This window comes from Chloroflexota bacterium (genome assembly GCA_016875535.1).
Lineage (GTDB): Bacteria > Chloroflexota > Dehalococcoidia > SHYB01 > SHYB01 > VGPF01.
In genome coordinates, this window is record VGPF01000006.1 from 24,052 (window position 1) to 36,393 (window position 12,342).

The 12,342-nt window shown below is 62.0% G+C and carries 13 protein-coding genes; 12 read left to right on the forward strand and 1 reads right to left on the reverse strand.

All coding sequences use genetic code 11. The features are described from left to right. Positions 1 to 87 precede the first annotated feature (87 nt). Positions 88 to 588 (forward strand): signal peptidase II, encoded by a 501-nt coding sequence (gene lspA, locus FJ039_03295; protein MBM4405194.1) that lies wholly within the window; start codon positions 88 to 90, stop codon positions 586 to 588. Positions 589 to 738: 150 nt separating this feature from the next. Beyond that, on the forward strand, positions 739 to 1,635 hold the full coding sequence (locus FJ039_03300; protein MBM4405195.1) for an RluA family pseudouridine synthase: 897 nt from the start codon (positions 739 to 741) through the stop codon (positions 1,633 to 1,635). 165 nt (positions 1,636 to 1,800) lie between these two features. Here FJ039_03300 and FJ039_03305 read toward each other — a convergent pair whose 3' ends face one another. Further along, a complete protein-coding gene (locus FJ039_03305; protein ID MBM4405196.1) occupies positions 1,801 to 2,760 on the reverse strand; it encodes an NADPH:quinone oxidoreductase family protein in 960 nt (319 codons plus the stop codon). A gap of 130 nt (positions 2,761 to 2,890) precedes the next feature. Between FJ039_03305 and FJ039_03310 the strand changes: the two genes are divergently transcribed. From FJ039_03310 to mqnC, 10 genes are all read left to right on the forward strand, one after another. Beyond that, complete coding sequence (locus FJ039_03310; GenBank protein MBM4405197.1) at positions 2,891 to 3,481, forward strand: hypothetical protein; 591 nt, start codon at positions 2,891 to 2,893, stop codon at positions 3,479 to 3,481. Positions 3,482 to 3,922: 441 nt separating this feature from the next. Beyond that, positions 3,923 to 4,324, forward strand: a complete 402-nt coding sequence (locus tag FJ039_03315; protein ID MBM4405198.1) for a hypothetical protein — start codon at positions 3,923 to 3,925, stop codon at positions 4,322 to 4,324. 252 nt (positions 4,325 to 4,576) lie between these two features. Then, a complete protein-coding gene (locus FJ039_03320) occupies positions 4,577 to 5,164 on the forward strand; it encodes a TetR/AcrR family transcriptional regulator (protein MBM4405199.1) in 588 nt (195 codons plus the stop codon). Further along, positions 5,161 to 6,045 carry a 4-hydroxybenzoate octaprenyltransferase gene (locus tag FJ039_03325; protein MBM4405200.1) on the forward strand — a complete coding sequence of 295 codons (885 nt, stop codon included), beginning with the start codon at positions 5,161 to 5,163 and terminating at the stop codon, positions 6,043 to 6,045. Before FJ039_03320 ends, FJ039_03325 begins: the two co-directional genes overlap by 4 nt. Before the next feature lie 65 nt (positions 6,046 to 6,110). Continuing rightward, a complete protein-coding gene (locus tag FJ039_03330; protein MBM4405201.1) occupies positions 6,111 to 6,743 on the forward strand; it encodes a UbiX family flavin prenyltransferase in 633 nt (210 codons plus the stop codon). An 83-nt stretch (positions 6,744 to 6,826) separates the two neighbouring features. Further along, positions 6,827 to 8,590 carry a UbiD family decarboxylase gene (locus FJ039_03335; protein ID MBM4405202.1) on the forward strand — a complete coding sequence of 588 codons (1,764 nt, stop codon included), beginning with the start codon at positions 6,827 to 6,829 and terminating at the stop codon, positions 8,588 to 8,590. Then, positions 8,569 to 9,675 carry an aminofutalosine synthase MqnE gene (gene mqnE, locus FJ039_03340; protein ID MBM4405203.1) on the forward strand — a complete coding sequence of 369 codons (1,107 nt, stop codon included), beginning with the start codon at positions 8,569 to 8,571 and terminating at the stop codon, positions 9,673 to 9,675. Before FJ039_03335 ends, mqnE begins: the two co-directional genes overlap by 22 nt. 44 nt (positions 9,676 to 9,719) lie before the next feature. Next, the gene (locus FJ039_03345) at positions 9,720 to 10,415 is read left to right on the forward strand and encodes a hypothetical protein (GenBank protein ID MBM4405204.1); all 696 of its coding nucleotides are present in this window, start codon (positions 9,720 to 9,722) and stop codon (positions 10,413 to 10,415) included. Beyond that, positions 10,378 to 11,151, forward strand: coding sequence for a menaquinone biosynthesis protein (locus FJ039_03350; protein ID MBM4405205.1), 774 nt, complete (start codon positions 10,378 to 10,380; stop codon positions 11,149 to 11,151). The genes FJ039_03345 and FJ039_03350 overlap by 38 nt, the downstream gene beginning before the upstream one ends. A 36-nt stretch (positions 11,152 to 11,187) precedes the next feature. Then, positions 11,188 to 12,333 carry a dehypoxanthine futalosine cyclase gene (mqnC, locus tag FJ039_03355; protein MBM4405206.1) on the forward strand — a complete coding sequence of 382 codons (1,146 nt, stop codon included), beginning with the start codon at positions 11,188 to 11,190 and terminating at the stop codon, positions 12,331 to 12,333. Positions 12,334 to 12,342: the final 9 nt, after the last annotated feature.

Genomic DNA, 12,342 nt, shown 5'->3' on the forward strand with positions numbered 1-12,342 from the left:
CAGAAGTGTAGCAACGCACGCTCCGGAGCGTCAACAGAAGCGGCGTCAGGCAAAAATCGCAGCGCCATCTGGTAGACTGGATAGGCTATGGCGAAACCCTCCCTCACCCCCGGCTGGCGTCGCGCCCTGCCCATCGCGAGCATCGTCGCCTTCGTTATCGCCTTCGACCAGGTGACGAAATTCATCGTCCGCCAGCGCATGGCGCTCGGCGAGTCCTACCCGGAGAACTGGCCCGTGCGCTTCACCCACGTCAACAACACCGGCAGCGCCTTCGGCCTCTTCGATAACCAGACCCTCTTCCTCATCATCGCCTCCATCGCCGCCATCGCCGTCATCCTCGTCCTCTATCGCCAGGCGGCCGGCCACGGCATCCTCCGCATTTCCCTGGGCCTCATCCTCGGCGGCGCGGTGAGCAACCTCGCCGACCGCATCCGCATGGGCCATGTCACCGATTTCATCGAGCTTCCCCGCTGGCCCGTCTTCAACGTCGCCGATTCCTGCGTCACCATCGGCATCGTCATCCTCGCCCTGGTGGTCATCTTCGGCGGCAAGACCAAGGGTGCCCCTGCCAAGTTGCCGCAGTCCTGATCCGCCTCGCGCCCCGAATGAACGTCATGAGCGTGACATGACAGATGTTCACGCTAACCCGCCTCTCCCTGGATGGGAGAGAGCCTGCGCTGAGTCTGCCGAAGCGAACTCGAGTGAAGCCCGAGAAGAGAGGGTGTCTACAAAAGGCCTATGCCCAAGTCCCACCTGCTCACCGCAGCCGAGTCGGCCTCGCGACTGGACAAGTTCCTGTCGGAGCAGCTGCCTTCGCTGACGCGGTCTTATGTGAAGAACTTGATTGACGACGGCCTTGTGCTGGTGAACGACCACCCAGCAAAGCCGAGCCAGAAACTGAAGGCGGGCGATAGCGTCCGCGTCACCGAGCCGGACGCCGCGCCCATCGAAGTGACGCCGCAAGAGATCCCGCTGGACGTGCTGTACGAAGATAGCGATGTGATCGTCATCAATAAGCCTGCGGGACTGACGGTCCACCCGGCGCCGGGCCACCCGGATAGCACGCTCGTGAACGCCATCCTGGCCCGCTGCCCGGACCTTGGCGCCATCAACGGCGATATCCGCCCGGGCATCGTCCACCGCCTGGATAAGGACACCTCCGGCGTCATGGTCGTCGCCAAGAACCAGGCGGCGCAGCAATCGCTGGCCCAGCAGTTCAAGGACCGCACCGTGGAGAAGAGCTACATCGCCCTGGCCACGGGCCGCGTGAAGCACGAAAAGGGGATGATCACCGCTGCGCTCGGCCGCAACCCGCGCGACCGCAAGAAGATCTCCGTCCTCGTGGGCGGCCGGCCGTCCATCACCAGCTACCAGGTGGTGCGGCGCTACAAAGAGGCCGCGCTCATCGAGGCGCTGCCGAAGACGGGGCGCACCCACCAGATCCGCGCCCACATGGCCTCCATCGGCCATCCCCTCGTCGGCGATGGCCTCTATGGCGGCGGCACCAAGCTCCTAGGGCGCCAGTTCCTCCACGCCGCCAGGCTCGCCTTCACCCACCCGCGCACCGGCCAGCGCGTGAGCTTTGAAGCCAAGCTCCCGGACGACCTGGAGCGCGTCCTGGCGCAGCTTTCGTAGGCTTCGACCTATCCCCTAACCCCTTCCCTGAGAAGGAAGGGGCATTTCGCTGATCTAGAAAGTAGCGTCGGCCCTGCTCTACTAGGCGTCCCTCTCTTCTCAGGCGCCATTCTGATGGCGGGTGCTCGGCTTCGAGCTACGTGAGGGATACAAGGGGAGAGGCCGCTACGCCATCTTGATGGCGATCTTCCCCACGCCCTTGCGCTCCTCCAGGTAGCGGTGCGCCTCCGCCGCCTGCGCCATGGGGAAGACGGTGACGGGCACCGGCTTCAGCACGCCCGATCCGAAGAGGTCCAAGACCTTGGCGTACTCGCTGCGCGGCAGCTGGTGCAAGCCCGCGCTGCCGTAGACGATGGAGATGCCGCGCACCAGGTCCAGAACGTGGAAGCGCACCATCGGGTCGCCGCTGCTGAAGCCCAGGAGCACCATGCGCCCGTCGTCGGCGAGGCACTTGATACCCTTGCCCACCGCTTCGCCGCCCAGGCCGTCCAGCACCAGGTCAACGCCGCGATTCCCCGTCAGGCGCATCGTCTCCGGCGCGAAGTCGTGCGTCGAGTAGTTGATCAGTTCGTCGGCCCCGAAGCTCTTGGCGAGCTCCAGCTTCGCCGGGCTGCTCGCCGTCGCGATGACCTTCGCCCCCAGGTGCTTCGCGATCTGCACCGCCGCGATGCCGACGCCATTTCCCGCCGAGTGGATGAGGGCCGTCTGCCCTCGCTGGAGCCTGCCGCGGACGGCCAGCGAGCACCAGGCCGTCATGAAGATCTGGGGGACCGTCGCCGCCTGCTCCATCGCCATCCCGCTTGGCACAGCGAAGACAGCATCCTGCTTCGCGATGAAGTATTCGGCGTACGAGCCGCGCAGCTTGAAGGCCAGGACGCGCTCGCCCGGCCTGCACGTGGTCACGCCCGCGCCCACGGCCTCCACCGTCCCCGAGCCTTCCAGGCCGGGGCAGAAGGGGAGGCTCTGCACCTTGATATGCCCCTTGCGGAAGGCGATATCGGCATAGTTGACGCCCGCATAGGCCGTCTTGACCAGCACCTCCCCAGGCCCGGGCGATGGCCTGGGCACGTCATCGAGGCGCAGGACGTCAGCTGCGCCGGTCTGGTGGAAGCGGATAGCGCGCATCAAACTATTGCCTTCTTCCCAGAAAGTGGCAGATATAATAACCTGCTTCTAATGCTAGGTGATACCTCCACACGAAAAGGGCAAAGTTAGGTGGCCAGATCAACGACACCTCGACTTGGAGCGACTAACTGTGAGTATTCAGCTTCAAACTATTGTTGATGACTTCGCCCACGCCCTCAAAGTTGTGGACTCAAATAGCCCAATTGGCAAATCAAAAAATCGAACATATAAACCTGGAGTAGGCCCTCTAACTGAGGCCCAAGCCATGAAATATGACCTGGATGTTCTCAAAGCCGAAAAACCAGGCTTGTACCTAGACGCCGGCCCAGTGAAGTACCCTGGGGCTTCCGCATACTGTGACTTGGTTCTTCCAGGGAGTTGGGCTCTGGAATTCAAACTACTAAGGCCCTATGGCGACAATGACAAACCCGCCGAACATTGGTCAGAGAATATCCTTCATCCTTACCCAGGTAACACAAGCTCCATCGGGGACGGACTCAAACTTAAGGCGAGCACTTTCCAAGAGCGCAAAGGCCTAATCGTGTTCGGGTTCGAGCATAGTCCTCCTCGGCTGGATCTTGAAATTGTTGTGCATTCATTTGAGCTTATAACTAGACAAATCCTTGGAATTTCGATTGGTCAGCGTTGCGTTGCCACATTTGGAGAATTAATCCATCCGACTCACCAGCAAGGACGGGTGTACGGCTGGGAGCTCATCTAGTCCTTGAGCCTTATTCATATTTCTTTCTATGGTGTAGACTCTGCCAATTCTCAAAATGGGGTGGGTGATGGAAACCGAACATCGTTTTATAGTCATGCCTACGAAGGAGGCCGCTTGGAATAATCTTGTAAGCCTCGATTATGCCCCAGGAGTCGCGCCACAACTCGCCAAACTCTTGAGCGAGCAACTGGGCAAACTGGATCATGGCTGGGACGTTGTATCTCATCAATTAGTTCCCATCGGTTCGCGGACTTATTCCATTTTCTTGATGCGCCCCCAAAGTAAGTAAAAGCCTCGTTTTCCTCTAAATCTTTCATTAATCTCCTTTCATCGGAATAGGCGCCTTCACGCCCTATTTTTGCGCCATGCTATGCTCTCGGTCATTGTGCTCCAAGCACAGGCGCTAGCTGTAGGTTCCAGAGCATCAGTAAGGAGGGTGGCGTGACGGACAAGAGTTTCGATAAAGAGGTTCTCGGAAGGATGATGAAACTACAGAGAGCCTTCGATAATCTCAAAGGCCGTGTAAAGCGCATCGAAGAAAAGCACGATATCGCAGGCTTCCAGCAACAACTAAACGGTCTCGACAAAAGATTGCGGCTCGTAGAGAAGTCGCTTCTGGACACGCGGCAACGCCTAGCTGTGGAGTCTATCTCTAGGGAGTGTGACGAGATTCTGATAGTCCTAGACCTGACGGCTGACCCAGAAGATCCTCGGAAGGCCAACGCGAGCAAAAAGGTTGTCACCACAGCCGCTTCAGCTAGAGAGCGAGCCAAATCGTCGAACACTCCAGAAAGCGTTGCCAAGGAAGTCAGCAGCCTCTGGAAGAAAGAACTCAAAAATTAGGCTTCACGGACATTTACCATACGTCACTGTAGCCGCTCACGGGCCGCAAGGTTTTTCTGCGTTTCTTTCTTTCCGTGACCTGTGTTTTCCTGACCTCCTCCCTCGCTATCTCCCGCACTCGTTTTTCCGTCAATGTCTTTTGGTTTCGTCTCTTTTGCGTCAAGGGTTCCTCCTGAAATATGAATAACGCTCCCCTTGACCCCCTCTTTCGCCCTCGGTATACTTCAACCGACTGACCAGTCGGTTTGAAGCATGACGACCCAGAAACAGCAGACGCGCGAACGGCTCCTGGAAGTGGCCGAAGAGGTCTTCGCCCAGCGCGGCTATTATGATGCCGCCGTGGACGAGATCGTCGAAAAGTCCGGCATGTCCAAGGGCGCCGTCTACTTCCACTTCCCCAGCAAGGAGCGCCTTTTCCTGGCCGTTATGGACCAGCTGGGCAAGCGCCTCATCCACCGCATCGAGCGCGAGATCGCGCCCCTGACCGACCCCGTCCGGCGCCTGGATATGGCGATGGAGACCACCGTCCGCACCCTCACCAAGCACAAGAGCCTGGCCAAGCTCCTCCTCGTCAAGGGCTACAGCATGGGCCCCGCCTTCGCCAAGAGGCGCCAGGAAATCATGGGGCGCTTCGCCGAGATGACGGAGGGCCTCATGCGTGAGGCCCAGGGCGAAAGCGCCCGCGTGGACGCCGGGCTGGCCGCCCTCGCCTGGCAGGGCGCCATCAGCGAGACCGTGGTCCGCTGGCTGGAGACGGGGCGTCCCCACCCGGTGGAGGAGGCCCTGCCCACCCTGCGGGCCATGCTCCACGGCGCGCTGGGGATAGGCGAGGCGTCATGAGCCAAGCCGCCGCAACCGCCGGCCGCGCGCCCCTGGGCAAGCTCGCCATCTTCGCCCGGTCCATCAAGTTCGAGCACAGCATCTTCGCCCTCCCCTTCGCCTACGCCGCCCTCTTCCTGGTGGAAGATGGCTGGCCATTGGCAAGCCATTTCCTCTGGATCACCCTCGCCATGGTCAGCGCCCGCACCATCGCCATGGCCGCCAACCGCCTCATAGACGCGCAGATAGACGCGCGCAACCCGCGCACCGCCGGGCGCGCCCTGCCCGCGGGGCTCCTGGCGCGGCGCGATATGCTCCTCTTCATGGGCCTCTCGCTGGCCCTCTTCCTTCTCGCCGTCTACAACCTCAGCCAGTGGGCACAGCGCCTCTGGCCCGCCGCCCTCACGCCCATGATCCTCTACCCCTATCTCAAGCGCTTCACCTGGCTCTGCCACTTCGGCATCGGCCTCGTCTATCTCGTCGTCCCCACGGGCGTCTGGCTCGCCGTTGCCGATGAGCTCACGGCGGGCTCCATCCTCCTGGCGGCAGGCGCGGCCCTCTGGGTCTCCGGCTTCGATGTCATCTACGCCCTCCAAGACCTCGCCTTCGACCGCAAGGAGGGCCTGCACTCCATCCCGGCGCGCTTCGGCAAGGTCTGGGCCTTGGCCATCGCGCGGGGCGTCCACCTCCTCACCATCGCCTTCGTCGTCGCCGCCGGGCCGCTCCTGGATGCAGGCGCCTTCTACTACACCGGCGTCGTCGCCTTCATCGCCCTCATCCTCTACGAGCACTGGCTCATGCGCTCGGGCGATGAATCGAAGATCGGCATGGCCTTCTTCAATATGAACGGCATCATCGCCGTCGTCTTCTTCCTCTTCGTCATGGCGGACGTCCTGGTCTGATCCTGTCACCCTAAGCGATCCCGGTCCTCCGAGAAGCGAAGGGCCTGCGAGAAAGGAAACGAACGATGCGCACATACGTCATAGGCATCACCGGGGCCAGCGGCGCCCCCTACGCCCGGCAGGTCCTCCGCGGCCTCCTGGAGCGCGGCTGCCACGTCAACCTCATCGTCTCTCCCGCCGGCGAGCGCGTCGTCGCCATCGAGCTCGGCCTGCAGATGAAGGGCGGACGCGCCGCGCGGCAGGAGCAGTGGGCCGATTACCTGGCCGTGGGCAAAGGCTCCCTGGAGCTTCTGCCCCACAAGGACTTCGCCGCCTCCATCTCCAGCGGCTCTTCCCCCTTCGATGGCATGGCCGTCGTGCCATGCTCCATGGGCACCGTGGGACGCATCGCCCACGGCCTCTCCACGAACCTCATCGAGCGCGCCGCCGATGTGGCGCTCAAGGAGAAGCGGCGGCTGGTCATCGTCCCGCGCGAAACGCCGCTTAACCTCATCCACCTGCGCAATATGACGGCCCTGGCCGAAGCGGGCGCGGAGATACTCCCCGCCATGCCCGGCTTCTACCACCTGCCCAAGTCCGTGGACGACCTGGTGAACAGCGTCGCCGGGCGCATCCTCGATCGCCTGGGCGTTGAAAACGACCTCTATGCGCAGTGGCGCGGCGACCCGCTGGCCCAGCTGGCACAGGTGGACGAATAGATGAGTAACATCACCCTCTCCTCTCGGGCTGCGCTCGAGTTCCTCTCCCATCTAGGGAGAAGAGCGTAGGGGAAGACAGACCTATGCCCTACCGTGATCTGCAACAGTTCGTGGCTGCCCTGGAGCGAGCCGGGGAGCTGAAGCGCGTCCGCGTTGAGGTGGACCCGGAGCTGGAAATCACCGAGATCGCCATCCGCCAGGTGCTCCAGAACGGTCCGGCCCTGCTCTTTGAAAAGGTCAAAGGCTCGCGCTACCCCCTGCTCATCAACGCCTTCGCCTCGCAGAAGCGCATCGAGATGGCCATCGGCAGGCCGCCGGCGGAGGTCGGCGCGCAGATCATCCATTTCATCGAAGAGCTCAACCCCCCTTCGCCCAAGACGCTCCTCCGCAACCGCAAGACCGTGCGGCTGCTGATGGCGGCGCGGCTCAAAAAGGCGCGCCGGGCCATCGCGCAAGAGGTCGTCGAACAGCCCAACCTGGAAGCATTGCCCGTCCTCAAGTGCTGGCCCGATGACGGCGGCCGCTTCTTCACCTTCTCGCCCACCCTCACCTACAACCCGGTGAACCGCCGCAGCAACTTCGGCCTCTACCGCCTTCAGATCTTCGATAAGGCCGCCACGGGCATGCACTGGCAGCTCGGCAAGGGCGGCGGCTACCACTACTTCGAAGCCGAACAGCAGGGTAAGCCCCTGGAGGCGGCAGTCGTGGTCGGCGGCGACCCGGCGCTGATGCTCTCCGCCATCCTGCCTCTGCCGGAGGCGCTGGAGGAGATCGTCTTCAGCGGCCTGTTGCGGACAAAGCCTCTGCCCATGGTCCAGGCCAAGACCCTCAACATGCGCGTCCCCGCCAACGCCGAGTTCATTCTGGAGGGCAAGGTCCTCCCCGAGGAGCGGCGCATGGAAGGCCCCTTCGGCGACCACTTCGGCCACTACTCCAACGCCGCGCCCTTCCCCGTCTTCCACGTGAATACCGTCACGCGCCGTCGCGATCCCATCTACCCTGCCACCGTCGTCGGCAAGCCGCCACAAGAGGACCGCTGGATGGGCGATGCCGCGCAGGAGTTCCTGAACCCCTTCCTCAAGCTCATCCGCCCTGAGGTCTCCGACCTCTGGGCCTACTACGAGGCGGGCTTCCACAACCTCCTCGTCGTCTCCGTCAGGTCGCGCTTCGCCAAGGAGCCCCTCAAGACGGCCCTCGGCCTCTTCGGCGAAGGCCAGCTCTCCCTCACCAAGTGCATCATCCTCGTCGGCCCCGGCGTGGACCCCCGTGACTTCACCGCCGTCCTCCGCGAGGTCCACAAGCACTTCAGCGCCGGGAACGACTTCCTCCTCCTGCCGCGGGTCCCCCTGGACACCCTGGATTTCACGAGCTTCAAGATGCACCTGGGCAGCAAGATGGCCCTGGATGCCACGCCCAAGGCCGGCGAGAACGGCGGCTCCTGGCCCTTCGATCCGCACTCCCTCGACCTGCGCCGCCTCGCGCCTGAAGTGACCGACTCCCGCCTGGTGGAGGAGACCCTTCTGGCGGTGAAGGTGCGCGGCGGCGGCAGCGACGTGGTCCGCCGCATCGCCTCCGCGCCGGAGGCGCGCGGCCTCAAGCTCATCGCGGCGGTGAGCGAGGATATCAACCTCAACGACCAGACCAGCCTCCTGTGGGGTATCTTTACCCGCTTCGACCCGGCGCGCGACGCCTTCTTTCCGGAGATGCGCTTCGAAGGGGCGGCCCCGCTCTACCGCGGCCCCCTCGCCATAGACGCCACTTGGAAGCAGGGCTATCCCGCGCCCCTGCTGATGGACAGCGCAATCGTAGATAAGGTGAACAAACGATGGAACGCTTACTGGACGTAGACGGCGTCATCTTCCGCGATGAGTCCCTCCTCCCCATCTGGGAGAAGGTGCGCGCGGGCAAGCGCATCACCGTGGAGGACGGCGTCAAGCTCTACCGCTCGCCCGATTTCATCGCCGTCGGCGGCATGGCTGACTGGGCCAAGCGCCGGAAGTCCGGCGATAACGTCTACTTCGTCTTCAACCGCCAGGTGAACCCCACGAACCTCTGCGTCCTCTCCTGCAAGTTCTGCGACTTCGCCGCCAAGCCGGGCGATACGCACGCCTACGAGCTCTCCATGGAGGAGATGCTCGATTCCCTCCATGAGGAGATGACCGAAGTCCACATCGTCGGCGGCCACCATCCCACCTGGCCCTTCGAAAAGTACGTCGAGATCGTGGCGGCCATCCACAAGCGCTTCCCCAAGATGCAGATCAAGGCCTTCACCGCCGCTGAATGGGACTACTTCGAAAAGCGGTGGAAGGTCCCCGTGAAGGAGGCGATGCTGCGTATGAAGGAGGCCGGCCTCCAGACACTCCCCGGCGGCGGCGCAGAGGTCTTTTCCGACCGCGTCCGCAAGGAGCTCTTCCCCGGCAAGGCCGGCTGGAAGCGCTGGATCGAGATCCACCAGACGGCCCACCGCCTGGGCATCCCCTCCAACTCCACGATGCTCTACGGCCACATCGAGACCATCGAAGAGCGCGTCACCCACATGGACATCCTCCGCAAGGCCCAGGACGAAACGGGCGGCTTCCAGGTCTTCATCCCCCTGGAGTACCAGATCGGCGATACCCACCTCGTGGCCCGCCAGGCCTCCGCCATAGACAACCTGCGCACCATCGCCGTCTCCCGCCTGATGCTGGACAACTTCAAGCACATCAAGGCCTACTGGGTCATGATGAGCGAAGAGGCCGCCGATATGGCGCTGAACTTCGGCGCCGACGATATGGACGGCACCATCGGCAAGGAGCGCATCGCCCACGCCGCTAAGGCCGCCAGCCCCATCGGCCTCGTCCGCGAACACCTGGTGGAGCTGATCAAGGACGCCGGGAAGGTCCCCGTTGAGAGAGATGCCTTGTATAACACGGTGAAGGTGTACAGGAACTAGGGCTGAGAATTGAGGAGCAAGAGAATAAAAAAACGAGAATACGGATGCCAGAGACAACCAAAAGAAGCGGAGAAACCTTAACTATTGCCCAGTTCGCAGCGGAAATAGGCTACTGGTACGACCAATATAAAAAGACTGCCTACTATGTGGGCGATGTACAGCGGAATATACCCGGATCTCCTGTTATTGAGGAGTATCTAAGTGCAAAAGCGAAGAAAGTAGGGTATCTCGATCTTGGTGATTTGAAGATGCTAGCCCTGTGGGGAGGCGACGAACGTGGCAGAGCAAAGCACGTAGAAGGAAAGAACACCCCTTCCGCGGCAATATATGCAACCAAATCAGCAATGAGCCACCTCAATAATCCAGATGTCGCCCTGAGAAAACTCCTTTGCCTCAAGCAGTGGGGGCTTTCCTACGCAAGCAAAACGCTTAGGTTTATCGATCCCTTAGAGTATGGAGCATTGGATAGCTGGATAAGAAAAGCAACTGAATCAATCATTGGCCAAATTCGAGACGGAGATGAGAACTCAATGGTGCGAGGCTATTTGCGCTTTATAGACCTGTGCAAGCGGATACAAAAATTAGCTGTCGCACAGAACCCTAGAAATCCCGAAACTGCAGGTGTTTGGTTCATAGCCGACATCGAAGATGCCCTGTACGAATTCGCCAGGTACAGGAACTTAATTAACGATGGTCTAACGAATGCCAATCAACATCGGCCTCATGCCCTACCTCAATAGCGTCGTCTTCTACCAGCGCATGCAGGGCGAGCCCTTCCACCTTGTCCCCCTGGTGCCGACGGCCATGGCCAAGGCCGCCCGCGAAGGGCGCATCGTCGCCGGCCCTGTGCCGCTCCTGGACGCCCTGGCCCTGGAGCCTGCCTGGGAGCGCCTCGGCGATTTCTGTATCGCCACCAAAAAGAAGGCCTTCAGCATCCTTCTCTTCTCCTCCGTCCCCGTGGAGCAGCTGCACGGCAAGCGCATCGGCGTGACCGACGAGACATCGTCCTCGGCGCGCCTCCTGCGCATCCTCCTGCGCAACTATTGGAAGGTGACGCCCTCGCATTACGTGGGGCTGAAGGACGAGTCGGAGGCCCACCTCCTCATTGGCGACGGGGCTCTCAAGGCGCGCAAGGGCGTCCCCGGGCACCCCTTCGCCTATGACCTCGGCGAAGTCTGGCACCGGTGGACCGGCCTCCCCTTCGTCTTTGCCACCTGGGTCGTCCGCAAGGACGTCCCCAGGGCCGAGCGCAACGCCACCGACCTTGCCCTGCGCATGGGCCTCACCATCGGCATCGCCAACCTGCCCGATGTGCGCAGCGGCCGCCCCGATCTCAATATGACCCCCGCCGAGGTGCGCGAGTATCTCGAAGGCTTCGACTACGTTCTCGGCCCCGGCGAAAAGCAGGCCATCGAACGCTTCACAAAGCTCGTTGCGGAGCTGCCGAAAGAGGAGAGCCAAGCGGCGCACACGTAGGGGCGTGCCTCAGGCGCACCCGTCAGGAGACACCACATGCGTGACATCATCAAGGCAAAAGTCGAACGCGGCGAGCGCATCACCACGGAGGAGGGCCTCTGGCTCCTCACCAATGCTAACCTTCAAGACCTGGCCGCCTTCGCCAGCCTATGGCGCTTCCGCCACAACCCGCAGCCGTACGTCACCTTCGTCGTGGACACCAACCTCAACTACACCAACGTCTGCGACGCCTATTGCACCTTCTGCGCCTTCTACCGCACCGAAGGCCACAAAGAGGCCTACACCTACACCGTGGACGAGATGCTCGTGAAGCTCGGCGAAGCTCTCAAGAAGGGCGTCACCACCGTTCTCCTGCAGGGCGGCCTGAATCCTAAACTGCCCTTGGAATACTACGAAGAGCTCGTCCGCCGCAGCATAGAGACCTACCCCAACCTGCACACCCACTTCTTCTCCGCGCCCGAGATCCAAAAGATGTCTCAGGTCTCCGGCCTTCCTCTCCGCGAGGTGCTCCAGCGCCTCCACAAGGCCGGCCTTCGCTCTCTCCCCGGCGGCGGCGCCGAGGTCCTCTCGGATCGCGTCAAGCACAAGGTGAGCCGCCTCTTCCCCAAGGGCAACGTGAAGAGCTGGATAGACGTACACCGGGAGGCCCACCAAGTCGGCATCAAGTCCACCGCCACCATGATGTACGGCCACCTGGACACCGATGAGGACATCATCGAGCACCTCGACCACATCCGGAAGCTGGAGGACGAGGCTCCCGGCTTCACCGCCTTTGTCCCCTGGAGCTTCAGCAAGGGCAACAGCGCCCTCTCCAAGAAGGTGAAGGAAGAGGCCGGCCCCACGAAATATCTTCGCGTCATCGCCGCCTCGCGCATCTTCCTGGATAACTTCCAGCACATCCAGGCCTCCTGGTTCTCCGAAGGCAAAAAGACCGGCGAGGTGGCCCTCCACTTCGGCGGCGACGACTTCGGCGGCACTCTCTTCGATGAGAACGTGATGCTCGCCTCAGGCTTCTACAACCGCACCACCGTGGACGAGGTGGTGCAGATGATCCGCGAGGCAGGCTTCAAGCCTGCCCAGCGCACGACGCTCTACGAAATCATCCGCCGATGGGAAGACGAAGAGAAGGTGAAGCCGAAGACGCGGATACCGGTCCAAGCAACGGCGAAAGCCGGGAGCTAAGCCTGCGCC

Coding starts and splice junctions, on each gene's coding strand:
- lspA (MBM4405194.1), top strand. CDS start 88: ATGGCGAAACCCTCCCTCACCCCCGGCTGGCGTCGCGCCCTGCCCATC.
- FJ039_03300 (MBM4405195.1), top strand. CDS start 739: ATGCCCAAGTCCCACCTGCTCACCGCAGCCGAGTCGGCCTCGCGACTG.
- FJ039_03305 (MBM4405196.1), bottom strand. CDS start 2,760: ATGCGCGCTATCCGCTTCCACCAGACCGGCGCAGCTGACGTCCTGCGC.
- FJ039_03320 (MBM4405199.1), top strand. CDS start 4,577: ATGACGACCCAGAAACAGCAGACGCGCGAACGGCTCCTGGAAGTGGCC.
- FJ039_03325 (MBM4405200.1), top strand. CDS start 5,161: ATGAGCCAAGCCGCCGCAACCGCCGGCCGCGCGCCCCTGGGCAAGCTC.
- FJ039_03330 (MBM4405201.1), top strand. CDS start 6,111: ATGCGCACATACGTCATAGGCATCACCGGGGCCAGCGGCGCCCCCTAC.
- FJ039_03335 (MBM4405202.1), top strand. CDS start 6,827: ATGCCCTACCGTGATCTGCAACAGTTCGTGGCTGCCCTGGAGCGAGCC.
- mqnE (MBM4405203.1), top strand. CDS start 8,569: ATGGAACGCTTACTGGACGTAGACGGCGTCATCTTCCGCGATGAGTCC.
- FJ039_03345 (MBM4405204.1), top strand. CDS start 9,720: ATGCCAGAGACAACCAAAAGAAGCGGAGAAACCTTAACTATTGCCCAG.
- FJ039_03350 (MBM4405205.1), top strand. CDS start 10,378: ATGCCAATCAACATCGGCCTCATGCCCTACCTCAATAGCGTCGTCTTC.
- mqnC (MBM4405206.1), top strand. CDS start 11,188: ATGCGTGACATCATCAAGGCAAAAGTCGAACGCGGCGAGCGCATCACC.